At 62.8% G+C, this 21,827-nt stretch carries 24 protein-coding genes; 15 read left to right on the top strand and 9 right to left on the bottom strand.

Features of this window, described 5'->3' with window-relative positions:
- The first annotated feature begins 233 nt into the window (after positions 1 to 233).
- Complete coding sequence (locus S4A8_RS07210) at positions 234 to 1,124, top strand: 5'-nucleotidase (RefSeq protein WP_353219628.1); 891 nt, start codon at positions 234 to 236, stop codon at positions 1,122 to 1,124.
- Between the two features lie 5 nt (positions 1,125 to 1,129).
- Here S4A8_RS07210 and S4A8_RS07205 read toward each other — a convergent pair whose 3' ends face one another.
- Positions 1,130 to 1,729: a hypothetical protein gene (locus S4A8_RS07205; RefSeq protein WP_353219627.1), complete on the bottom strand. Its 600-nt coding sequence runs from the start codon at positions 1,727 to 1,729 to the stop codon at positions 1,130 to 1,132.
- A gap of 69 nt (positions 1,730 to 1,798) precedes the next feature.
- Here S4A8_RS07205 and S4A8_RS07200 point away from each other — a divergent pair, with 69 nt between their 5' ends.
- Positions 1,799 to 2,614: a M90 family metallopeptidase gene (locus S4A8_RS07200; protein ID WP_353219626.1), complete on the top strand. Its 816-nt coding sequence runs from the start codon at positions 1,799 to 1,801 to the stop codon at positions 2,612 to 2,614.
- Here the strand turns inward: S4A8_RS07200 and S4A8_RS07195 are convergent.
- Positions 2,606 to 3,667 carry a saccharopine dehydrogenase family protein gene (locus S4A8_RS07195; protein WP_353219625.1) on the bottom strand — a complete coding sequence of 354 codons (1,062 nt, stop codon included), beginning with the start codon at positions 3,665 to 3,667 and terminating at the stop codon, positions 2,606 to 2,608. The genes S4A8_RS07200 and S4A8_RS07195 overlap by 9 nt on opposite strands.
- An 87-nt stretch (positions 3,668 to 3,754) precedes the next feature.
- The gene (locus tag S4A8_RS07190) at positions 3,755 to 4,576 is read right to left on the bottom strand and encodes an SDR family oxidoreductase (RefSeq protein ID WP_353219624.1); all 822 of its coding nucleotides are present in this window, start codon (positions 4,574 to 4,576) and stop codon (positions 3,755 to 3,757) included.
- Positions 4,577 to 4,904: 328 nt separating this feature from the next.
- On the opposite strand from S4A8_RS07190, the gene S4A8_RS07185 reads away from it, so the two are divergent.
- The 9 genes from S4A8_RS07185 to S4A8_RS07145 all read left to right on the top strand — a co-directional run bounded on the left by S4A8_RS07185 (position 4,905) and on the right by S4A8_RS07145 (position 11,515).
- Positions 4,905 to 5,606 (top strand): histidine phosphatase family protein, encoded by a 702-nt coding sequence (locus S4A8_RS07185; protein ID WP_353219623.1) that lies wholly within the window; start codon positions 4,905 to 4,907, stop codon positions 5,604 to 5,606.
- Positions 5,607 to 5,622: 16 nt separating this feature from the next.
- A complete protein-coding gene (locus S4A8_RS07180; RefSeq protein WP_353219622.1) occupies positions 5,623 to 6,342 on the top strand; it encodes a TetR/AcrR family transcriptional regulator in 720 nt (239 codons plus the stop codon).
- A 10-nt stretch (positions 6,343 to 6,352) separates the two neighbouring features.
- Entirely contained in the window at positions 6,353 to 7,417 is a 1,065-nt protein-coding gene (locus S4A8_RS07175) for a phosphotransferase family protein (protein WP_353219621.1), read from the top strand.
- A 41-nt stretch (positions 7,418 to 7,458) separates the two neighbouring features.
- Positions 7,459 to 8,076, top strand: coding sequence for a glutathione S-transferase family protein (locus tag S4A8_RS07170; RefSeq protein WP_353180220.1), 618 nt, complete (start codon positions 7,459 to 7,461; stop codon positions 8,074 to 8,076).
- A gap of 613 nt (positions 8,077 to 8,689) precedes the next feature.
- Positions 8,690 to 9,313, top strand: coding sequence for a methylthioribulose 1-phosphate dehydratase (locus S4A8_RS07165; protein WP_353219620.1), 624 nt, complete (start codon positions 8,690 to 8,692; stop codon positions 9,311 to 9,313).
- Positions 9,310 to 10,056, top strand: coding sequence for an acireductone synthase (gene mtnC, locus S4A8_RS07160; RefSeq protein ID WP_353180223.1), 747 nt, complete (start codon positions 9,310 to 9,312; stop codon positions 10,054 to 10,056). Before S4A8_RS07165 ends, mtnC begins: the two co-directional genes overlap by 4 nt.
- Positions 10,057 to 10,110: 54 nt before the next feature.
- Positions 10,111 to 10,674 (top strand): 1,2-dihydroxy-3-keto-5-methylthiopentene dioxygenase, encoded by a 564-nt coding sequence (locus S4A8_RS07155; protein ID WP_353180225.1) that lies wholly within the window; start codon positions 10,111 to 10,113, stop codon positions 10,672 to 10,674.
- Between the two features lie 24 nt (positions 10,675 to 10,698).
- Positions 10,699 to 11,055: a MerR family transcriptional regulator gene (locus S4A8_RS07150; protein ID WP_353219619.1), complete on the top strand. Its 357-nt coding sequence runs from the start codon at positions 10,699 to 10,701 to the stop codon at positions 11,053 to 11,055.
- 70 nt (positions 11,056 to 11,125) lie between these two features.
- Positions 11,126 to 11,515: a carboxymuconolactone decarboxylase family protein gene (locus tag S4A8_RS07145; protein WP_353219618.1), complete on the top strand. Its 390-nt coding sequence runs from the start codon at positions 11,126 to 11,128 to the stop codon at positions 11,513 to 11,515.
- A gap of 33 nt (positions 11,516 to 11,548) precedes the next feature.
- Here the strand turns inward: S4A8_RS07145 and mtnA are convergent, their stop codons facing one another.
- The 4 genes from mtnA to S4A8_RS07125 are packed head-to-tail and all read right to left on the bottom strand — an operon-like array spanning position 11,549 to position 15,829.
- Positions 11,549 to 12,592: an S-methyl-5-thioribose-1-phosphate isomerase gene (mtnA, locus tag S4A8_RS07140; protein ID WP_353219617.1), complete on the bottom strand. Its 1,044-nt coding sequence runs from the start codon at positions 12,590 to 12,592 to the stop codon at positions 11,549 to 11,551.
- Positions 12,589 to 12,924 carry an NIPSNAP family protein gene (locus S4A8_RS07135; RefSeq protein WP_353219616.1) on the bottom strand — a complete coding sequence of 112 codons (336 nt, stop codon included), beginning with the start codon at positions 12,922 to 12,924 and terminating at the stop codon, positions 12,589 to 12,591. The genes mtnA and S4A8_RS07135 overlap by 4 nt, the downstream gene beginning before the upstream one ends.
- Before the next feature lie 60 nt (positions 12,925 to 12,984).
- Entirely contained in the window at positions 12,985 to 14,340 is a 1,356-nt protein-coding gene (locus S4A8_RS07130) for a phosphohexomutase domain-containing protein (protein WP_353219615.1), read from the bottom strand.
- A 4-nt stretch (positions 14,341 to 14,344) separates the two neighbouring features.
- Complete coding sequence (locus tag S4A8_RS07125) at positions 14,345 to 15,829, bottom strand: mannose-1-phosphate guanylyltransferase/mannose-6-phosphate isomerase (protein ID WP_353219614.1); 1,485 nt, start codon at positions 15,827 to 15,829, stop codon at positions 14,345 to 14,347.
- A gap of 217 nt (positions 15,830 to 16,046) precedes the next feature.
- Here S4A8_RS07125 and S4A8_RS07120 point away from each other — a divergent pair, with 217 nt between their 5' ends.
- Both S4A8_RS07120 and S4A8_RS07115 read left to right on the top strand, forming a co-directional pair.
- Entirely contained in the window at positions 16,047 to 16,991 is a 945-nt protein-coding gene (locus S4A8_RS07120) for a L,D-transpeptidase Cds6 family protein (RefSeq protein WP_353219613.1), read from the top strand.
- 5 nt (positions 16,992 to 16,996) lie between these two features.
- Positions 16,997 to 18,214, top strand: coding sequence for a L,D-transpeptidase family protein (locus tag S4A8_RS07115; protein ID WP_353219612.1), 1,218 nt, complete (start codon positions 16,997 to 16,999; stop codon positions 18,212 to 18,214).
- A gap of 573 nt (positions 18,215 to 18,787) precedes the next feature.
- Here S4A8_RS07115 and S4A8_RS07110 read toward each other — a convergent pair.
- Positions 18,788 to 19,432: a thiol:disulfide interchange protein DsbA/DsbL gene (locus S4A8_RS07110; protein ID WP_353219611.1), complete on the bottom strand. Its 645-nt coding sequence runs from the start codon at positions 19,430 to 19,432 to the stop codon at positions 18,788 to 18,790.
- 42 nt (positions 19,433 to 19,474) lie between these two features.
- Positions 19,475 to 20,389, bottom strand: a complete 915-nt coding sequence (locus S4A8_RS07105) for a c-type cytochrome (protein WP_353219610.1) — start codon at positions 20,387 to 20,389, stop codon at positions 19,475 to 19,477.
- A gap of 174 nt (positions 20,390 to 20,563) precedes the next feature.
- On the opposite strand from S4A8_RS07105, the gene yihA reads away from it, so the two are divergent.
- Both yihA and S4A8_RS07095 read left to right on the top strand, forming a co-directional pair.
- The gene (gene yihA, locus S4A8_RS07100; protein WP_353219609.1) at positions 20,564 to 21,178 is read left to right on the top strand and encodes a ribosome biogenesis GTP-binding protein YihA/YsxC; all 615 of its coding nucleotides are present in this window, start codon (positions 20,564 to 20,566) and stop codon (positions 21,176 to 21,178) included.
- A 235-nt stretch (positions 21,179 to 21,413) separates the two neighbouring features.
- Positions 21,414 to 21,614 (top strand): hypothetical protein, encoded by a 201-nt coding sequence (locus S4A8_RS07095; protein WP_353180246.1) that lies wholly within the window; start codon positions 21,414 to 21,416, stop codon positions 21,612 to 21,614.
- The last annotated feature ends 213 nt before the right edge of the window (positions 21,615 to 21,827 follow it).

Below are 21,827 nucleotides of genomic sequence, written 5' to 3'. Positions count from 1 at the left end.
AGCAAACAGCATGCCGGCCATAGCCGAGCGGGCTGATCGAAAATTCATATTTCCTTTTTATTTTCGATAAAACCAAGGTTTCGCTGCCTACCACCGGATTCGGCTGTAAACCGGCGTACCGTTGTTTCGAGATGCGAAATCCGGCTTGAACTTTAGTCTCAAAGGCTTGCATGCACTCTCGGCGAACAGCGTTTGCGCGCTCACAGCGCGCGCAATGGCGCTAGACTGGGCGTATGAGTTCCAGATCCGACAAATTGGTCATCGGCATCTCCTCGCGGGCGCTGTTCGACCTCGAGGAAAGCCACCGCGTATTCGAAACCGATGGGCGCGAGGCTTATTGCGACTATCAGATCGAACATGAAGAAGACGTACTCGAACCGGGCGTGGCCTTCGGCCTGGTGCGCAAGCTGCTCGCGCTCAACGAAGCCGACAACGAGCGCGTGGAGGTGATTCTGCTATCGCGCAACAGTGCCGATACCGGCCTGCGCGTGTTCAATTCCATCGCCCATCACAAACTGCCGATCACGCGTGCGGCGTTTACCAGCGGCAGTTCGCCGTATCGCTATGTCAGTGCCTTTGGCGCCGATCTGTTTCTTTCGGCCGACCCGGACGATGTACGCGCCGCACTCAAGGCCGGCTGCGCGGCGGCGACCATTGTGCCCGGCCATTCGCTGGCCCACGAAGAAGGCGAACTCAAGATCGCTTTCGACGGCGATGCGGTGCTGTTTTCGGACGTCGCCGAGCGCATTTTCAAGGAGCAGGGCCTGGAAGCCTTTGCGGCCAGCGAAGTCAGCGCGGCCGGTGAGCCATTGCCCGGCGGGCCCTTCAAGGCGTTTCTGGAAGCGCTTACCGGGATCCAGGCCGAGTTCGACCCGGCCCGTTGCCCGATCCGCACCGCGCTAGTGACCTCACGTAGCGCACCCGCGCATGAGCGTGTCATTCGCACCCTGCGCGCCTGGCATATCCGTATCGACGAGGCGTTGTTCCTCGGCGGCATGACCAAGGCCGAATTTCTGGAGGCCTTCGGTGCGGACATCTTCTTCGACGATCAGGCCACCCATATCGGCAGCGCCTCGCAACGCGTGGCCGCGGGCCATGTCCCCCACGGCGTGGCCAACGAATAGCGTTTTCAGCCTTGCTGCTGGTGGCGGCGGCGCGCGTTGACGATATAGCGATTGAAGTCGTCGTTGATGCTGTCGACGATCGCCTGCTTGGCATAGACGACCATGAGCTTGCGGGTGTTGAGCAGGGTGGGATAGTCGATCACCAGCAGGCATTCCACGAAATGCCAGCGCGGGTTTTCCACCTGCCGCGCGGTCAAGGCCCACATGCCCGCGCTCTGGGCCGGCAGCTCCACGAAGTTGCGCTCGATCAGGCCGGCTTTTTCGTGGCGCGTAGTCACCGGATTGCGCCGTCGGGCGATAATGTCATTGGGCTTGCGCGGGCGGACCACGTCGCCGGTATCGCCAATATAGGCCAGACTCACATGCACATCGTCGTCGGTAATCAGGCGTACGTCGCGTACCGTCACTCGCACGGCGGTGGCGTTCGCACAGACGATATGCACACGGTCTTCATCGGGCACGCTGCGTTCGGGCTGAATCAGCTGCTTGAGCTTGTGCTCCAGACTGCGATTGCGCAGCACATAGAAAATATAGACCAGAAACGACCAGATAATGAACGAGGTCACGGTCGAAAATATGCTTAGCGCGATTTGGGACCAGCTCACCGGGGGCTTTCCATCCTTGTTGCAGCGACCGCGCGCAATACGGGTGCAATGCGCACACAGCGGTAGTTCATGAATACAATCGCCGCGCTCACGGTCATTGGCGCCAGCCTCGTCGCGGCAGCGGGTATTATCGCTTATCCGCGCCTGCGCCTGCTCGTGCGTGGTCCGGCCAAGCTCAACGCGGCCGAACGCGCCCGCTTATGGGCCCTGTTGCCGTGGCGCGGCCTGCTCGATACGCGCCAGCGCGAACGCCTGCCGAGACTGGCGGCACGGCTTGTGGCCGATGTGCGTTTTGTGGGCTGTCAGGGCCTCGACATCACCCCCGACATGCGCCTGGCGATCGCCGGCCAGGCCAGCCTGTTATGCCTGGGCGCAACACCCGCCACGTTCGCGCTGCCCAGCGAAGTGCTGATCTATCCCGATGCCTTTTATATTCCGCAGTCCATGCCCGACGAGCAGGGCCTGGTCGACGACGTGCCCATGCTGGCCTCGGGCGAGGCCTGGCATGCCAGTCGCGTGGTACTGTCCTGGGCCGATGTGGAAGCCGCACTGGCCGGGGCAGCGCACAATGTGGTGCTGCACGAATTCGCCCATCTGCTGGATTTCGCCGCGCCCGCATACGAAGGCGCACCGCCAACCGACGATGCCGATGGCTGGCGCCATGTATTCGGCGCGGCGTTCGAGACGCTGCGCGAGCGCGGCTCGCCGGTGATCGATATCTACGGTGCCGAAAATCCGGCGGAATTCTTTGCCGTGACCGTCGAAGCCTTTTTTCAGCGCGGCGCCGAACTCGCCGGGGCCCACGACGAGCTGTATCGCCTGATGGCGGCTTATTTCGATATCGATACGGCCCGCCAGCGGCCCGAATTCGGCGACCTATTCTGAGCTGATCTCGACTTTCGAGCTGCCCGGCAAACGCTCGACCAGTTCCTTGCCCGCCAGACGTGACGGGGTGTAGCTGCCACCCGCCGGCGCACCGGCGAGCAGCTGCTGCACGATCGCGAGGCTGGCATGCACGGTGACGTCATAGCCGTTGGCGACATGCACGCGTGCAACCCGGTGCTCGCCGCGGGCGTTGACCACTTCGCCCCAGACATGGGTGGTCGCGTGCTGGCGGCGCGATTCATCGGGGCCGGCGATTTTCGCGGCCCGTTTTTTCAGAACCGCCTGGACCGGCGACAGCCCCAGCAGCGGGCGCACCCAGTTCAGCCGCTGGACCTGCTTGATGCGCTTGGGCGACATCGGCATATAAACCTCGATATCGTCGATGCCGGTGGTATGCCAGGCGGTCGAGATATCGCCCCAGGGGATGGTCATCGCCTGTTTCGGGCCGTTGCCGAAATCGATCTCGCGCACGCTGGCCGCCAGCGGCACGGTGGTGATGCGCCCGTTGCGGCGAATTTTGCCGCCGTCGGCCAGGCCTTCCACCGAGGTCTTGGCCGTGCCCGGCGAAAACCCCGAGCGCGAATCGAAGCCCAGCGCGAGTTCTACGGCATCCGGCATCGCCTCGGCCAGATAGGCGGCAATACAGTCGGTGGGCACCACATCGAAGCCCACGCCACAACACAACACCACGCCGGCCTTGGCCGCATGATCATGGCGGCTGAAGGAGTGCTCGAAGATACTGATTTCGCCCGTAATATCGAGATAGTGCACGCTTTCGCGAATACAGGCGGCCATGGCCTGAGGCGCGGTCGCCGAAAAGGGCCCGGCGCAATGCAGCAATACGTCGATACCATCCAGATGCGGGGCGATATCGGCGGCTTCGTGCATGCCGAAATCGCGATAATCCAGCCCCAGCTCCTCGGCCAGCGGCGCTAGTGCCTCGGCACGACGGCCGGCGAGTACGGGGGCCAGACCCTGCGCTACAGCCTGGCGGGCGATGAGTTCGCCGGTATAGCCATAGGCGCCATAGATCATGAACGTGGGTTGGGTCATCGTCGGTTTCTCGGCTGCCTCGAAGGGCGCGATTTTAGGGCCTGTCGAGGTTACATACGAGCGCCGCGTTGGACGCCGCCACAGGCCCTAGCGGGTAAAGGAGCGCGTCGCCTTGCGCACCGCCATGAAGAAACCTTCCGGCGAGACACGCTTGAAACGGTACTGCCAACGCGAATCGCGGTGCGAAATCACCAGGAAGCGCTTGTCGCGCACTGCGGCGTAGATATCGTCGGCCACGTCCTCGGCACTCACCCGGGCACGCCGCATGAGTTTTTCCACCATGGCGCGCTGGCGCTCGTTGGTACCCCGAAACGAGTCCAGCAGATTGGTCGCAAAGAACGCCGGACAAGCAACGGTCACGCCCACGCCATTGTCGTACTCCTCGCCGCGGATCGATTCCGACAGCGATAACACGCCGGACTTGGCGACATTATAGGCCGCCATGCCCGGCGCGTTGGCGATCGCCGCGAAGGAGGCGATATTCACCAGATGGCCACGGCTTTCGCGCAGCATCGGCAAGGCGCTGCGCGCGCCGCGTACCACGCCCATGAGATTGATATCGAGCATCCAGTCCCAGTCTTCGAGCGGTGTGTCGACCACACCGCCGGCATTGGAAACCCCTGCGTTGTTCACGAATATGTCGAGCCCGCCCCATTCCGTGGCGATGCGTTCGAGCAGGGCATCGAAGTCCTGCGGCTTGCGCGTATCCAGGGTCTGGGCCATCGCCTCACCGCCCGTGGCATTCACCTCGCCGGCCACCCGCCGTGCGCGCCCGGTCTGGATATCGGTGACCGCCACACGCGCGCCCTCACGGGCATAGCGCAGCGCCAGCTCGCGGCCCAGGCCGCTGCCCGCACCGGTGATGGCAATACGCACAGGCGTACTCGAATCGGAAATCTTGTTGTTCATGGCGGGCCTTGTATGCGGTGGTGCGTCGAATAGGCGTGTTGTTAACCCGGCATAAAAATAGATGATTTTTCGGGTCGATACAGCGCATATGCCAACCCACGCTCGCTGCACCCCACCACCGCGAGGTCGTTGCGCAATAGCCATGGGCAGGCGCCAACGCTTTTTTCGGGGGGCGCAAACAGCGGCTTGCGATCGGCTGTTTTAGTGCCCAACCCAAAAATCCCGCCGCGAAAGCCGTGTCCGAGCGCGCGCGTTCAGCGCCGTGCGCGATAAAACGAACGTCCGTTTTGCATTGACCGTTCAAATAAGGCCTGCCTATAGTCGCGTCATGACCCAGCTCGTACTCATCCGTCATGGCCAGGCCAGTTTCGGCGCGGCCAATTACGACTGCCTGTCCGAAACCGGCGAACGTCAGGCCCGGCTCGTGGGCCGGCACCTGGCCGCAGCGGGCCAGCACTTCGACGTGCTGATTGCCGGCGATATGCAACGCCAGCAACACACCGCCGAACTCGTGAGCGCGGGCTTCGACACCCCGCCGACCGTGGTGACCGAACCGGCCTTCAACGAGTACGACGCCGATGCCATCTTCGCGGCCTATACACCGCGGGTTTTGGAAGACAATCCGGACCTGGCCGAGGCGCGCGACCAGTTGAAGCGTGATCGGCGCCTGTTCCAGAAAGTCTTCGAGCAGGTCACCCGCCATTGGCTGGCCGGCACGCCGCACGACCACGATCGCTGCGAAGCGTGGCCCGATTTCAAGGCCCGCGTGCAGACCGCATTGGAAAAACTGCGCAGCGACTACCCGAAAGACGCCCGTATCGGCGTATGCAGCTCGGGCGGGCCAATCGCGATCGCGATCGCGACCGCCACCGGCGCGCCGGACGACAAGGCCATCGAAATCAACTGGAGCGTTTACAACGCCGCACTCGCGGAACTGCGCTCGACCCGCGAGGGCTGGCGCATGCTGGCCTTCAACGATATCACCGCCCTGCGAAATGCTGGCGACGACGCCCTGGTGACCTTCCGCTAACGCGGGGCGATAGCGCATGCAACGGCCCAGTCTCGAAACATTTACCGCGCACCATCATCTGGACAGCCGTAGTCTGTGCGCCGAGATCGTGGCAGCGCGCGAAGGCGCGATCGCGGTGCGCAGCGCCCAGGCCGCGACCGACAATCTCACCCGCATCATCGAGGCCACCCTGAGGCTGGCCAATCGCAAGGGTTTTGCCGCGATGACGCTGCGCGAACTCGCGCGCGAAAGCGGGCTCTCGCTGGGCGGGCTCTATGCCTATATCGGCAGCAAGGATGAACTCGCGCGCCTGATCCAGGCCTGGGTATCGCGCACGCTGCGCCGGGTCATGGCCCATGTGCTGGAAGATATCCACGACAGCCACGCGCGTCTGGCAAGCGCCATCGAAGCCCATCTGCTGACTACCGAAGCGCTGCGCGAATGGTTCTTCTTTTTGTACATGGAAGCCCACCACCTGGCCGCCGATGAACGCCGCCAGGCCGTGGCGGCCGAGCGTAACTCCGAACAGATATTCGCCGACATCATCCGTCAGGGCCAGGCCGAAGGCCGCTACGGCGGGATGGATGCCGATATCGCCGCCGGGCTGCTCAAGGCCATGCTCCAGGACTGGTATCTCAAACGCCACAAGCACGGCGAACGCGGCCTCGACGTGAGCGCCTATGCCGATATCGTGACCGCGGCCGCCGAAGCCCTGCTCCAGGCAAGCGACAAAACGAAAACGACGACCCACGGTTGAGGAGAGTTCCATGACTGCCATCGATCAGGCCCGCGATATTCGCGAGGGCGAAGGCATCGACGCCGCCGCGCTGACCAAGTGGTGTCGCACACACGCGCCGGTACTCGTGCCCGAACAGGGCGACATGACCATTCGCCAGTTCCCGGGCGGGGCGTCCAATCTCACCTATCTGCTCGCGGTCGACGAGAAGGAATACGTGCTGCGCCGTCCGCCCTTCGGCAGTCAGGTGAAATCCGCCCATGACATGGGCCGCGAGTACGGCGTGCTATCGCGCCTGCATGGCGTGTACGACTACGCCCCCGAGCCGATCGTGCACTGTACCGACGAGTCTGTGATCGGCGCCGAATTCTATGTGATGCAACGCCTGCGCGGCGTGATCGTACGCCGGGACCTGCCCGAGGGCGTGGACCTGTCCGAGGCCGAGGCCGGGCGTCTTTGCGAACAGCTGCTCGACGTACAGGCGGCGTTGCATACCACCGATATCGATGCCGCCGGCATGGCCGATTTCGGCAAACCCGAAGGCTATATCGAGCGCCAGATCACCGGCTGGAACAAGCGCTATCGCAATGCCCGCACCGATGACGTGCCCGACTGCGAAGCCCTCATGCAATGGCTTGAAGCGCGTATACCCGATGTGACCCGGCGCGCGATCATCCATAACGACTACAAGCTCGATAACGTCGTCTTCGATGAAAAGCTCAACGACATTATCGGCGTGCTCGACTGGGAAATGGCCACGCTCGGCGACCCGGTGATGGATTTCGCCTGTTCGATGGCCTACTGGGTGCAGGCCGACGATCCCCAGCCGATGCGCGCGATCCGCATGGGCCCGACCCATCTGCCGGGCATGCTCACCCGCGACGAAATGCTGGCCCGCTATCGTGAAAAGACCGGGCACACGATCGACGACTGGCCCTTCTACCAGGTCTTCGGCCTGTTCCGGCTGGCCGTGATCCTGCAACAGATCTACAAGCGCTATGTCGAAGGCAAGACCCGCGACAAACGCTTCGCCAGCTTTGGCCATGCCGTGAACGTATTGCATGATCAATGCGAGCGCGTGATCCGCTCGGCCTGAGCCCACGCCCGTATAACGACGAACCCACCGCGAGTATCGATATGAAGCTTTACCAGAGCGACCGTGCCCCCAACCCGCGCCGCGTACGCGTTTTCATGGCCGAAAAAGGCATCGATTTCAACGACATCGAGATCATCAATCTCGATCTCATGGCCGCGGAAAACCTGACCGACGAATACAAGCGCAAGAACCCGCTGGGCGGCGTGCCGACGCTCGAGCTCGACAACGGCACCTGTATCGCCGAGTCGATGGCGATCAGCCGTTATTTCGAGGAGATTTATCCCGAACCGCCGTTGATGGGCACCAGCGCCGAAGACAAGGCGATCGTGGAAATGTGGAATCGGCGCATGGAACTGGCCTTCCTGTTCCCGGTGGCCATGGCATTTCGCAATATCAGCGGTGCCTTCTCGGACCGCGAGAAATGCTCGCGCGAGTTCGGCGAGATCAGCCTCGAACGGGCCGGCAAGATGTTCGGCTTTCTCAACGAGCATCTGGCCAACAACGAATACATCGCCGGCGATTCCTATTCGGTGGCCGATATCACCGCCCTGTGCACCGTCGACTTCGCGCGCGTGGTCAAGCTGCGCATCGGCGAGGACCATACCCACCTCAAGCGCTGGCACGATGCGGTATCGGCGCGCGAGAGTGCAAAAGCCTGAAACGGGTTGGCCACGTTCTTATCGGCTTACGCTTCGCTAAGCCGACCTACAAAAGCCGAGACCTTGACCGAGCGATAGCGAGCTTGTCTGTATTCGGTCCCTTGGGCGCAGCGCCGAGCAGCGCAGCCGGCAAGCGGCCTTGTTAATTGCCTAGGGACGGCCGGATGTTTGAGCGCAGCGAGTTTCCGGCCGTCCCGCTTGCCGGCTGCGATGGGAGGGAACCGATGCGCAGCATCGGCGCAAGACAGGGTGTCCTTTGCTTTGGTTACTTTCATTTGGACAAGCAAATGAAAGTCACTCGCGCAGCAGCGCGAAACCCCGGGCTCAAATTTGCCCCAGCATTGGTTCTGAACCCGGGAGCCCGAGCTATCAGACTTGCGGCACTCCCGAGTTTGTCCAACCTCAGGTTTCGCACTGCTGTCTCCTTGTCGGCTTAATGCCGATGAAACGCACTTGCACGACAGAGCAAAACCCCAGATCTAATTCATCGCTTCCATTAGCTCAGAACGCGAGAAAGCGCGAGCACGGAGTTAATCGGTACGGCCCGGCATTGGCGAGGCCGCAGCCACAGCGCTAGCATGCGCCACTGAACACACCGCAATAGCCTCAACGAATGGAAGATGCCGCTACCACCGCTGCCGCGCAGGCGCTGTGCGAAACCGTGCGCTGGTTTGCGTCGCGCGGCTATTGCCCCGCCACCGGCGGCAATTTCTCGCGCCGGCTGGATGGCGAGCGCGTACTGATTACGGCCTCGGGCGTGGACAAGACCGCGCTCACGCCCGCCGATCTACTGCCCATGACGACTCATGGGGAACTGCTTGCCGAGGGCAAACCGTCGGCCGAAACCGGACTGCATCTGGCGCTGTACTGGCGCGATCCGGCGATCGGCGCGGTCCTGCATGTGCATTCGGTCGCCAATACGCTGCTTTCGCGTATCGACAAGCCGAAGCGGCTGGTCTTCGAAGGCTACGAAATGCAAAAGAGCATCACCGGCAACCCCACCCACGATGCGCGCATCGAACTGCCCGTGCTCGACAACAGCCAGGATATGGACACGCTCGCCGCCGCGCTGGAAGCACGCTTCGACGAAGCCGCGCCCGCGTTCGGTTTCCTGGTACGCGGCCACGGTATCTATGCCTGGGGCGCCGACCTTGTGACAGCACGGCGTCATCTGGAAGGCTGGGAATTTCTGCTGGCCTGCGAACTGCAGCGCCGGCAACTGGAGAACATGCAATGAGCGAATTCATGGGCGATCACGATCGCCTGCGCCTGGAAGAACCCACGCCGGACGTGCGTGCCGTGATTACCGATATCGAAGGTACGACCTCCGATATCGCCTTCGTGCACGAGGTGCTGTTCCCCTACGCACGCGAGTATTTGCCGCCGTTCGTACGCGCCCATGCCCAGGAGCCCACGGTCGCGGCCCTGATCGAAGACGTGCGCACCGAAGCCGAGGAACCGGACGCCGACCTCGATCGCGTGATCACCATTCTCGAAAAATGGATGGACGAGGACCGCAAGGCCACCCCGCTCAAGACCTTGCAGGGCCTGGTCTGGGAAAAAGGCTACACGGACGGCGATTTCACCGGCCATGTCTACGACGACGCGGTGGCCACGCTGCAGGCCTGGGCCGATGACCGGCGCGCGCTGTATGTCTATTCCTCCGGTTCCGTCGCGGCCCAGAAGCTGCTGTTCACCTACAGCGATCACGGCGATCTGAGCGATCTGTTTTCGGGCTATTTCGATACCCGTATCGGTGGCAAGAAAAAGATGCGCAGCTACAAGACGATCGCGGCCGAACTCGGCGAGCTGCCGGCCTCTTTGCTGTTTCTGTCCGACGTGGGTGAAGAGCTGGATGCCGCGGCCAACGCCGGCCTGCAGACCTGCTGGGTTGCCCGCGATGAAAACACCCAGGAAAAAGCTAGAATGAGCGAAAGACACCCGGTGGTGACCTCGTTCGAGGATATCGAACTCGTCTGAGACCGGGCCGCGTGCCGCGATGGGCCGGCGCGCCAGTGCACACAGGAGCCAAGCATGAGCCGACTGACCGTCTACAACGAAAACGATACCGACAACCCGTTGCTCGATACCGACGACGCTGAACGCATCGCCGCCGAAATGGACAAGGTCGGCGTATTGTTCGAGCGCTGGCCCGCCGAGCACGCGCTGCCGGCCGACGCGACAGCCGAACAAATTGGCGAGGCCTATGCCAGCGATATCGAGCGGTTGCAGGCCCAGTTCGGCTATGCGACCTGGGACGTCATCGGCCTGCACCCCGAGCATCCGCAGAAAGATGCCATGCGGGCCAAGTTTCTCGACGAGCACACGCACAGCGAAGACGAAGTCCGGTTCTTCGTCGATGGCGCCGGCCTGTTCACATTGCATATCGGCGATCGCGTCTATGCCACGCTCTGCGAAGCCGATGATCTGATCAGCGTACCCGCCGGCACGCCGCATTGGTTCGACATGGGCGACAAACCGCATTTCAAGGTGATTCGTCTGTTCAACAACCAGGAAGGCTGGGTGGCCAATTTCACCGGCACCGATATCGCCAAGGATTTCCGTCCCGCGGGCGAGCAGATGCTGGGCCAGGGCTGAACGCACGCATACACGGTTCGCGTTTTGAATATCGGCGAATTCGCGGCGCGCACGGGCGTGTCGGCCGATACGCTGCGCTACTACGAAAAAGTGGGCGTACTGCGCCGGATTACACGCGATGCCAGCGGGCATCGCGTGTTCGACGACCGCGATCTGGACTGGATTGCCTTCGTGCTACGACTGAAGGCCACGGCCATGCCGCTGGCCGATATCCGCCGCTATGCCCAGCTTCGTGCCGAGGGCGCGGCCACCTTCGCTGAGCGCCGTCGCATGCTGGAACGCCATGCCCAGCATCTGGAAGACAAACTCGCGCGGGATCGTGACCATCTTGCCGGTATTCGCGCCAAGATCGCGTATTACGCACAACACGATCCCGCCTGAGCAAACGCTTGACTTGGAGTGCACTCCAAGCCGTAGCTTGCTAGCTCCCGTTTTCCTTCAGGAGCAGCGCATGGCAACCACACGTTATGAAGCCGGTCTGGCCAAACTTATGCAAATCGATGGCGCGGCCGGCGAAGCCGTCATCGACAGCCTGCGTGAGATCGCCCCCGATCTGGCGCGTTACACCATCGAATTTCCGTTTGGCGATATCTATCAACGCCCGGGCCTGGATCTGCAAAGCCGTGAAATAGCCACGGTCGCCGCGCTGACCGCGCTCGGCCACTGCGCGCCCCAGCTCAAGGTCCATATTCATGGCGCGCTGAATGTGGGCGTGCACCCCGACCAGATCGTGGAAGTCATCATCCAGATGGCGGTCTACGCCGGCTTTCCGGCGGCACTCAACGGCATGGCGGCAGCACGGGACGTGTTCACCGAGCGCGGGCTGATCGGCAATAACTAGGCCGGGTCGCCGCGGCTGGCCAGTCGGAGCGCTCTAAGCGTTGATCACCGCCACCCCGCCGAACTGGAATACGCCGGCCTCGACCTCGAGCCGATCGAATACACCGCTATCCAGTATCCAGTGATCGATCAACGCCGCAGGGGTGACATCGAAGGCCGGATTGGCCACGGTGGCATCGGCCGGCGCCCAGGCCAGTTCGCCTGCGGCGCCGGTCACGCCGCGCACTTCGGCAGCGTCGCGCTGTTCGATGGGAATATCGGTTCCGCTGGCACAGCCGGCGTCCACGCTCGTACGCGGTGCGACCACGCCAAAGGGGATGTCGTGATACTGCGCGAGCACGGCCAGCGAATAGGTGCCGATCTTGTTGGCAAAATCGCCATTGGCGGCGATACGATCCGCGCCGACAAGCACCCGGTCGACTTCGCCGGCGGCCATGAAACTGGCCGCCATGCTGTCGGTAATCAGTCGGTAATCGATGCCCAGCGTGGCCAGCTCCCAGGCCGTGAGCCGACCGCCCTGCAATAACGGACGGGTTTCATCCACCCACACGGAAATATGCTTGTTCTGTTCGTGGGCACGGCGGATCACGCCGAGCGCGGTTCCGATGCCGGCCGTGGCCAGACCCCCGGTGTTGCAGTGGGTGAGAATCCGTTCGCCGGGCGAAATCAGCGCCGCGCCGTGTTCGGCCATGGCATCGCAGAGCGCGCGATCGTCGTCGAACAACGCTTCGGCCGTTTCGACGACCGCCGCGCGCCAGTCGTCCGCTTCCAGCGCGCGGGCCAGGGCGTCCATCGCATGCATGAGATTTACCGCCGTCGGGCGCGCCTCGCGCAGCCGGGCGATCGCCCGACCCACCACGGCGTGGTCGTCGCCGGCTTCGACGCGTACCGCCACGATGAACGCAGCGGCAATCGCGATCATCGGCGCACCGCGGGTTTGCAGGGCATGGATCGCCGCGATGAGCGTATCCACATCGTCCACCGCGAACCAATCCTGGCGATGTGGCAGACGCGACTGATCCAGCAGACTCAGCCGCCCGTCGCGTACGCGCAGGGCAAGACACTCACGATCTTTCATACGACAAACGATTCCTTTGGCGCGGGCGCGTCGAACACCGGCCGCATGAAGCTGCGTTCATAGCGACGGATGCAACGGGTACGCTCGGCATAGGCGAAGGCGGCCTGGCACTCGGCATCCGCCGCCGCGCGTTCTCGATAGCGTTCGTACGCGGCGAGGCTGTCGAAGCTGAACAGGGCCACCGCAATATCACTGGCGCCTTCGTGCGGCAGAAAATAGCCGTGATGCCTGCCGCCGAAGCGCTCGACCAGGGGGATCCACAAACGCGCATAGTGTTCGAATTCGCCGATCTTGGTCGGATCGATCTCGTAGCGCAGATAGCAGGTGATCACGACGATCCTCCTGTTATTGAACGCGCGAACACGTCGAATACACGCCTGAACGCCGCCCGGTCAGTGTTGCGCGAGACGCGCCAGCAATTCGTCGGTCTTGTCGCGCATGAGCTGAATATCGCCGCGCGCTTCGACGTTGAGCCGCACCACGGGTTCGGTATTGGATTTGCGCAGGTTGAAGCGCCAGTCGCCAAAGTCCATCGATAGCCCGTCGACATGCTCCACGGCCTTGGCGGTCGCGCCGTAATGTGTTTCCAGGTCGGCCAGGGCTGCATCGGGATCGCCGATTTCGCGGTTGATTTCGCCCGAGGCCGGGAACGCCGCGATGCGTTCTTCGACCAGGGTCGATAACGGTTTGCCGGTTTCCGAAATCAGCTGTGCGAGCAGCAGCCAGGGCAGATGGCCGTTGTCGGCATAGGAAAAATCGCGGAAATAATGATGCGCGCTCATCTCGCCGCCATAGATCGCGTCGACCTCGCGCATGGTCTGTTTCATGAACGAATGCCCAGATTTGGACTGCACCGGCCGGCCGCCGTTTTCCTCGACCTGGGCGAGCGTGTTCCAGGTCAGGCGCGGGTCGTGCACGATGGCCTCGCCCGGGTTCATCTTGAGCAGCGTTTGGGCGATCAGGCCGACGATGTAATAGCCCTCGATGAATTCGCCGCGCTCGTCGAAAAAGAAACAGCGGTCGAAATCGCCGTCCCAGGCCACGCCGAAGTCGGCGTTGTTCTCGCGTACGGCGGCAGCGGTGGCATCCCGGTTTTCGGGTAGTAGCGGATTGGGAATCCCGTTGGGCAGATGGCCATCGGGTTCGAAATGCACGCGCACGATATCGAACGGCAGATGCCCTTCCAGAGCCGCCGCAACCAGCCCGGCACAGCCGTTTCCGGGGTTGGCCACGATCTTGAGCGGTTTCATCTGCTCGGGTTTGATCTGATCGAGTAGAAAGCGCACATACTCGTCGCGCTGATCCAGTGGCTTGCGCTCGCCGCGCCGCGCGGGCTCGGGGAAGTCGTTGTCGTAGGCCAGCTTTTCGATATCGAACAGGCCGGTATCGCTGGAGATCGGCTTGGCCTGTTCGCGCACGAACTTCAAGCCGTTGTAATCCTTCGGGTTATGGCTGGCGGTAACCATAATGCCGCCGTCCGCGTCCTGCGAAAACGTGCCGTAATAGACTTCCTCGGTGCCGCACAGGCCGATATCCAACACGTCGGCCCCGCCGGTGGTCAGCCCATCGATGAGCGCATCGGCGAGTTCTTCGCTGGACAGCCGCATATCGCGGCCAACCACCACCGTTCCCGCGCCCAGTTGGGCCACGAAGGCACGGCCGATACGCCGCGCCAGATCGGCGTCGAGTTCGTCCGGCACCTTCGCGCGTACGTCGTAGGCCTTGAAGAACGGGTAATACTGGCCCATCGGGTTACTCCTTGGTTGAATCCGAACTTGCGCCGGCGGCGCCCGCCATCGGCTGCGGGTTGTCAGCGGCGGGTTCGTTGTCGCTACGGCCGTAGACATCGTCCAGGCGCACGATATCGTCTTCACCGAGATAGCTGCCGGATTGCACCTCGATCAGATCGAGATCGACCTTGCCGGGGTTTTCCAGCCGGTGCACCGCCCCGAGCGGAATGAAGGTGGATTCGTTCTCGGTGAGCAGGCTTTCACGCCCGTCGCAGGTGACCTTGGCGGTGCCATGGACCACCACCCAGTGTTCTGCCCGGTGGTGATGCTTTTGCAACGACAGCCGACCGCCCGGCGTCACACGAATATGCTTGACCTGAAAACGCTCGCCCACGGCGATCTGTTCGTAGCTGCCCCAGGGCCGATAGGCCTTGCGATAGGCCTTCGCCTCGTCGCGACCACTTGCGACCAGTCGCGTGACCAGCTGACGGATCTGTTGTTCGCTGTCGCGATGGGCCACCAGCACGGCATCGGCGGTTTCGATGACGATGGTATCGCGCAAACCGATAGTGGTGACCAAGCGATCTTCGCTGCGCACGATACAGCCCTGGCTATCCTCAAGCACCACATCGCCCTGTACGCTGTTGCCCTGGGCGTCCGCGCCCTGGGCCTCGGCCACCGCCGACCAGCTGCCCAGATCGGTCCAGCCGGCATCCAGCTCGACCATTACGGCATCGTCCGCACCTTCCATGACCGCATAATCGATGGATTTCGCCGGGCTTTGTTCGAAGGCCGTTTCTTCCAGGCGCAGGAAATCGATATCGATATGCGCGCCTGCGTGTGCAGCACGCGCCGCGGCATGAATCGCCGGCGCCTGGCGCTTGAGCGAGGCCAGGTAATCACGCGCCCGAAACAGAAACATGCCGCTGTTCCAGTAGTAGTCCGGGTCGCTAAGATAGACGGCGGCCCGCGCCTTGTCCGGTTTTTCCACGAAGCTGCGTACCCGCCGGACACCATCGGCGACGTTCTCACCGGCCTGGATATAGCCAAAGCCCGGCTCGGCGCGCGCCGGACGCACGCCAAACAGGGTAAGCCCGCCATCGGCAGCGCGTGCCCGCGCCCGGGCGATCGCGGCTTCGAACGCCGTTTCGTCGGCCACGGCGTGGTCGGTGGGCAGCACCAGCAGTTCGGCATCCTCGCCGTGGCGTGCCAGGGCTTCGAAAGCCGCAGCGGCAACCGCTGGCGCGGTATCGCGGCGCGCGGGCTCGATGACGACCTGCCCGGCCATCGTCGATGTACGCAGCTGTTCGGCCATGACGAAGCGATGTTCGGCATTGCCAATCAACAGCGCCGGCGCCACATCGGCCAGGCGCGACACACGCGCAAGCGTTTGTTCCAGTAAGCTGGACTGACCGTTAAGTGCGAGGAACTGCTTGGGCCGGCTTTCTCGCGACAACGGCCACAAGCGTGTGCCGACGCCGCCTGCGAGCAAGACCGGTACCAGCATCAGGTTTCTCCAAGTGCGCCGTAATAGGAATGAGATACTGCGATATCGTCTATCGTATCGCGGCTTTTATAACAAAAATGATGCCTTATCCGCGCCCGATGCGAGGGCAGGCTCGGCGTCTAGTATAATTTCTTGTGGTCGCGACCACGACCGGGCGATTCGACACGCAAGCGCGCGTGCGCTCTTACGCTTTCTAGCAGGACAGGACGATGCACCCGTGACACGACGCATAGCGACAAAGCCGTTCGCGGCCCTGCTGGGCGCGCTGCTTTTCGTGTCATCGGTAGCCTCGGCGGTGACCCTCGACGAACTGCAGCACGAAATCGATACCGGCAAGTTCGATGCCGCCGCGCGTCTGTCCCAGACCTATCTGGAGGCCCACCCGGGCAATCGCGATGCGCGTTTCTTTCACGCGCGTGCGCTGGCCGGCCAGGGGCATGTCGACGAATCGATCGCCGAATACGAAAAACTCGCCGCGGACTACCCGCTGCGCGTGGAGCCGGCCAACAACCTGGCCGTGCTCTATGCCGATCAGGGCGAGTACGACAAGGCGCGCAAGTGGCTGGAAAAGGCAATGGCGACCCAGCCGGCCTATGCGACCGCACACCGCAACCTGGGCGATGTGTATACCGCACTCGCGGAACTGGCCTATCGCAAGGCACTCGGCAGCGAGGACAACGACAGCAAACTACCGTTGACCATGCTCGATCGTCTATATTATGCACAGGAGTCGGTCGCGCCGGGGAAAGCGCCGACGCCGGCGCCGGCGAAACGACCCGCCACGCCGGATTCGAACAACAATACGATCAGCGACCAGGCCAGTCGCAGCATCGTCCAGACCGTTCGTGCCTGGGCACTGGCGTGGTCCGCGCAGGATTTCGATGCGTACACCGATTTCTATGCCGATGGCTACGACCCGGGGGATGGCATGAGCCGCGCCGAATGGCTGGATTTGCGTAAGGCCCGCCTGGCCAAGCCCGAAGATATCCATATCCGTATCGAGGATCCCTCGATCACGCGGCTGGCCAATGGCGCCGTGCAGGTCGATTTCACCCAGGAATACGAGTCGCCGCGTTATAGCGACCGGGTCGACAAACAGCTGATTCTCACCCGTACGTCAGCCGGCTGGCGCATCCTGCGCGAAACCACCGGTACGAACTAGTTCCCATGGGTATGCGCTACGTCATTCAGTGCTTTTTGCTGATCGCCTGCTGGGCGATGGGCTCGATGGCGTTCGCAGCCGGCACGGAAACCCAGGCACCGGGGGCCGGCAAGGTCCATTCCAGCGCTGAGGCACAGCTGCTGGCAGTGCTCAATCTCGCTCAGAAGGGCGATTACGACAGCGCGATCAACGACCTGACCGATCTGATCGAGGCGCGCCCGAATTTCCGTCTCGCCCAGCTGGTCTATGGCGAACTCATGGTGGCGCGTACCGGGCGCAGTATCGACCCGGCCATCAGCGAAAAAATGCGCGATCAGCGCGATGCCCTGCTCGACGAGGCCAAGAGCCGCTGGGCGCACCGGGTCTCGGCCGCCACCGAGGGCAAGGTGCCGGATGTCATCCTGCAGCTGGGCCCGGAATACGACAACGCGGTGGTGGTCGATCTGTCCAACAACCGCCTGTATCTGTTCGAAAACGAACAGGGCGTGCCGCGGCTGGTGTCGGATTTCTATACCACCATCGGCCGGGGCGGCGCGGGCAAGCAGGTCGAGGGCGATATGCGTACGCCCATCGGTATCTATCACATCACCCGCTATATCGACGACAACCAGCTGCCCGAACTCTACGGCGTGGGCGCCCTGCCGGTGAACTACCCCAACGCACTGGATCGCCTACGCGGGCGCACCGGCTACGGGATCTGGCTGCATGGCGTGCCCCGCACCACCTATTCGCGTACGCCGCGTGCCAGTGAAGGCTGCGTGGTCATCGCCAACGACGATTTCCAGTCGATTCGCGAGCACGTGACCATCGGCAAGACGCCGGTGATCATGACCAGCGGCCTGAACTGGGTCTCGGCGGCCGAGATCGAGGCACAACGCAGCGCCATGCTCGCGGCGATCGAATCCTGGCGCCACAGCTGGCAGGCGATCGATACGAAATCCTATCTGGCCTATTACGCGCCCAGCTTCGTCAGCGACAAGGGGCTCGACAAGAAGGATTTCGCGATCGAAAAGAAGCGTATCAACGCGACCAAGACCAAGATCGAAGTCGATTTGAGCAATATCAGCATCATGCGCTATCCCGGCGAGGACAACATGATGAAGGTGATGTTCAACCAGGACTACACCAGCAATAACTACCACGCCGAAGATCGCAAGGTGCAGTACTGGCAACAGAACGACGACGGCAAGTGGCAGATCGTGCTGGAGACCGAACAGGACTGATCGCGCCTTTTCAGGCCTGCACCCAACGCGCTCGCAGCGCCCCCGGCAGGCACCCCGCAGCGCGCCCATCCGAGATAAGTCCAGCCGCGCCTGTCGATACGCTGGCCGCAGCGCATCGACACCGGGGCGCACGTATGGCTTGCGCGGCCCATGCGTGCAGCACGGGCGTCTCGAACGCTGCTGCGAAGCCCGCGCCCGACCTATAACGCATGTAACAACGCATGTCCGGGACTGTGATCCGTGCTTGGAAACCGGTTCGAACCGGCGTGGGGCGTGCCTGTCCAGGCAAGCTCTGCACAGCCTGTCACGGTCGCGCCGGCGTGATTTGCGCGCGATTGACAGACAAGTGAGCGCGTAGCGTGCCCAAGCCGATCACAAGTTACACGGTGGCGAACGCTGACGCCGTTCAAGCGCACGCAAAGCACCGGCCGCTCAGCGGTTCGGCCCCACAGACGCCGCGGGGCTGCGTTGCCGAGCCTGAGCCGTCAATCAGGCAGGCGCTGCGCGCGCACGTCTTGTCGCAACGCATTCGAGCACTCGAACACGGCTCGCGAGAGGTTATGCAGCGTATCCCTAGGGTTTGCGAGCGCGCTGCTGGGCGATGAGGTAGTCGGCAACCTCGAGCATGCGATCGTTGCTGCCGGCGGTGCGGCCGGTGACGTAGTAACGCCCGGCCACGGTGATACTCGGCGTCGCGGTCACCGGATACGCCTGCATGGCCTGGGCGGCTTCACGCAGCTTCGCGGTGATCTCGTCGCTTTCATAGACCTCGCTGAAGCGATCACCGTCCACGCCTTGGGCCACCATGAAGTCGCGCATGGCCGACTCGCTGAGCAGGCGTTGGCCCTCTTCATGAATGGCCGCGAAGATCTTGTCGTGCACCTTGTCGAGCACACCCAGCGCTTCGGCCGTGTAGTAGAGCCGCGCATAGGGTTCGCCACCCGCGCTGAACAATACCGGCACGCGTGAGAACACGACATCATCGCCCAGCGTCTCGCGCCAGGCATTGAGGTCAGGCTCCATGTGATAGCAGTGCGGGCAGCTGTAGAGGAAGAACTCGGTGACGTGAATCTTGCCGTCATCGGGCTGTTCGAGGGGCTGGCGCGCATTGAGATAGTGCTCGCCTTCGACATAGCGCGAAATCATCAGCCCCTGCGCCTGGGCCATTCCGGCCATCAGCAGCAGCATAAGACCCGTTGCGATGCGCCATGTCTTCATTTTTTCGCTCGCCCTCGTTCGCGTCGTGCAGCCCGCTCGCTACTACTGCGCCTCGGTGGTCTGCTGGTCGGCCCCGGCATCCGTCTGATCATCGGCTTCGCCGTTCTCGGCGGCGCCGTTATCCGTGCTGCTGTCCTGGCCGGCGGCAGCGTCGGCTTCCTGCTTCGCGGCGGCATCGGCCGCCTGCGACTGTTGTGCGTTTTCTTCGGCGTCTTCCGGCGCCGGCTGGCCTTCGCCATCGCTTGCGCCGTTCTGATCGGCTGCGCCTGCTGCGGCACCGGGCCCACCCGCATGCTGCATCAGGGCGCCGTAGTTCTCGCCCTTGGCTTCGCCGCTGGCCGGACGCAAGCCCGCCACATAGGACGCCAGGGCCTGAATATCGGCATCGGTGAGGTTTTCGGCCACGCCATTCATGATCGTGGCATTGCGATAGCCGGAACGATCGCCGCTACGATAGGCCTTGAGCTGGGTGGCGATATATTGCGGCGACTGGCCCGACAGGCGCGGGAACTTGGCCGCGGCATTACCCAGGCCGCTCGGCCCGTGACAGCCGGAGCAGGCCGGTACGCCCTTGTCGGCGTTGCCACCGTGATAGAGCACCGCACCCGCGGGCGCGACCGACACATCGGCCGCACCGGGGCGCGTCTGCTGGGCGGCGAAATAGACCGCCAGATTCTTCATGTCTTCGTCGCTCAGACCGGCGGCCTGGCCGGCCATGATGGCGTTCTGGCGCTCGCCCGACTTGAACAGCTTGAGCTGCTCGTAGATATAGGGCGCGCCCTGGCCCGCGAGCTTGGGAAACTGCTCGGACTGCATATTGCCCTGCGGGCCGTGGCAGGCCGCGCACTGGGCCGATCGCGTCTTGCCGGCGTCTACGTCGCCATCCACCAACGGCTCGGCAGCGACGGCCCCGGCACAAATCATCAAGCCGAACAACACAAAAAAGCGCTTGGTCATGTCGTAGTCGTCTCCGACGCAAAACGGCAGCACAATGACGCTACCCGGTGCCTACCGGATTTTGGCTGCCCACTGGATATAGTCTTTATTGTATACCACCCGCCAGCTGCGCCACAGTCTCGCACACGCGACAGCCTGTTGCGCTGTGCCCGTGTTCCCGACGGTTCGTTCGCCATGACAAGCATCACCCCTGCCGATTTCAAAGCCATGCGCTTTATATGCTCCGCGCCCAATGCGCGTGCCTTTCCCGAGCCGGACGGCGCGGAGATCGCATTTGCCGGGCGCTCCAATGCCGGTAAGTCCAGCGCACTCAATGCCTTATGCGAGCGTACCGGCCTGGCGCGCACGAGCAAGACACCGGGTCGCACGCAGGCGATCAATTTCTTCAGCAGTGATCGGCTGCGCTTTGCCGACCTACCCGGCTACGGCTTCGCCCGCGTGCCGCCGGCGGTCAAGGCCGCCTGGCAGGCGCTTATCGAAGGCTATCTGGCCACGCGCGCGCCACTGGCCGGTATCGTGCTGATCATGGATTCACGCCGGCCGCTGCTGGATTTCGACCGCCAGCTCATCGATTGGGGCATGCAGCAGGGGCTGGGTTTTCATCTGCTGCTGACCAAGGCCGACAAACTATCGCGCAATCAGCAGGTCAATACCTTACGACGCGTCGAGCGCGAGATGCCCGAGGCGAGCGCGCAGTTGTTCTCGGCCACCAAGCGCCAGGGCATCGACGAGGCACGAGCTGCGATCGCGGCGTTTGCCGACGGTGTGAACGAACAAGTGGTGGAATAGATGTAAATGAGAATTATTCTCATGTATGATCGAGTGACGTCCTTATCAGCAGTGCAGTAGAAGATCACTTCATGCCCGGTTGATAAGGCGCGTAGACAAGCATGTGCTCGGCGCGGCCATGGGTCGCGAAGCCTTCGGGAATAAAGATCGCAGGAGGCGGCCTTGATTCTTTAAGGCGTGAAAAACAGTCCGAGCAGCAGCTGTCTTGTGCCTGGTTAACAAGGAGGGCCGACACATGGGATATGACATACGGGCCTGGCTGGACCGGCAGGGCCGCCCGCAGCTAGAGATCATCGACATCGATTCCGGCGACGTGCAGCTATCCTGGGATTGCGGCGGCGAACGCTCTCCCGCGATCAAGTCGCTGTTTCATGAACTCATCCTGTTGAGCGTGCGCGAAGACCTCAACCGCCGCATGTCCGCGCATCCAAACTGACCGATCGCGACAGCGTGCGCTACGCGGTCATCGACCGCTCATCGGAAAACCGGCCGTTTTAATCGACGCGCCGGTTTTTCTATGGCATAAAGTCTGCACGACAACGAATTGATTGCTCAGGGAATAAAAAAAGCCCCGGCGGCAGGGGGAATACCGCCGGGGCGCCCGATCCGGCCTTGGGGGAAACCGGATCGAAGTTACCGCTCAGGGAGA

The organism is Salinisphaera sp. S4-8, assembly GCF_040361235.1.
GTDB lineage: Bacteria > Pseudomonadota > Gammaproteobacteria > Nevskiales > Salinisphaeraceae > Salinisphaera.
Note: the sequence above shows the minus strand (reverse complement) of the source record. Positions and strands in the feature narration are given on the sequence as shown.

Coding starts and splice junctions, on each gene's coding strand:
- S4A8_RS07155 (WP_353180225.1), top strand. CDS start 10,111: ATGAGCCGACTGACCGTCTACAACGAAAACGATACCGACAACCCGTTG.
- yihA (WP_353219609.1), top strand. CDS start 20,564: ATGACAAGCATCACCCCTGCCGATTTCAAAGCCATGCGCTTTATATGC.
- S4A8_RS07110 (WP_353219611.1), bottom strand. CDS start 19,432: ATGAAGACATGGCGCATCGCAACGGGTCTTATGCTGCTGCTGATGGCC.
- S4A8_RS07095 (WP_353180246.1), top strand. CDS start 21,414: ATGGGATATGACATACGGGCCTGGCTGGACCGGCAGGGCCGCCCGCAG.
- S4A8_RS07190 (WP_353219624.1), bottom strand. CDS start 4,576: ATGAACAACAAGATTTCCGATTCGAGTACGCCTGTGCGTATTGCCATC.
- S4A8_RS07130 (WP_353219615.1), bottom strand. CDS start 14,340: ATGGGCCAGTATTACCCGTTCTTCAAGGCCTACGACGTACGCGCGAAG.
- S4A8_RS07145 (WP_353219618.1), top strand. CDS start 11,126: ATGGCAACCACACGTTATGAAGCCGGTCTGGCCAAACTTATGCAAATC.
- S4A8_RS07115 (WP_353219612.1), top strand. CDS start 16,997: ATGGGTATGCGCTACGTCATTCAGTGCTTTTTGCTGATCGCCTGCTGG.
- S4A8_RS07200 (WP_353219626.1), top strand. CDS start 1,799: ATGAATACAATCGCCGCGCTCACGGTCATTGGCGCCAGCCTCGTCGCG.
- S4A8_RS07195 (WP_353219625.1), bottom strand. CDS start 3,667: ATGACCCAACCCACGTTCATGATCTATGGCGCCTATGGCTATACCGGC.
- S4A8_RS07185 (WP_353219623.1), top strand. CDS start 4,905: ATGACCCAGCTCGTACTCATCCGTCATGGCCAGGCCAGTTTCGGCGCG.
- S4A8_RS07210 (WP_353219628.1), top strand. CDS start 234: ATGAGTTCCAGATCCGACAAATTGGTCATCGGCATCTCCTCGCGGGCG.
- S4A8_RS07165 (WP_353219620.1), top strand. CDS start 8,690: ATGGAAGATGCCGCTACCACCGCTGCCGCGCAGGCGCTGTGCGAAACC.
- mtnA (WP_353219617.1), bottom strand. CDS start 12,592: ATGAAAGATCGTGAGTGTCTTGCCCTGCGCGTACGCGACGGGCGGCTG.
- S4A8_RS07180 (WP_353219622.1), top strand. CDS start 5,623: ATGCAACGGCCCAGTCTCGAAACATTTACCGCGCACCATCATCTGGAC.
- S4A8_RS07175 (WP_353219621.1), top strand. CDS start 6,353: ATGACTGCCATCGATCAGGCCCGCGATATTCGCGAGGGCGAAGGCATC.
- S4A8_RS07170 (WP_353180220.1), top strand. CDS start 7,459: ATGAAGCTTTACCAGAGCGACCGTGCCCCCAACCCGCGCCGCGTACGC.
- mtnC (WP_353180223.1), top strand. CDS start 9,310: ATGAGCGAATTCATGGGCGATCACGATCGCCTGCGCCTGGAAGAACCC.
- S4A8_RS07125 (WP_353219614.1), bottom strand. CDS start 15,829: ATGCTGGTACCGGTCTTGCTCGCAGGCGGCGTCGGCACACGCTTGTGG.
- S4A8_RS07105 (WP_353219610.1), bottom strand. CDS start 20,389: ATGACCAAGCGCTTTTTTGTGTTGTTCGGCTTGATGATTTGTGCCGGG.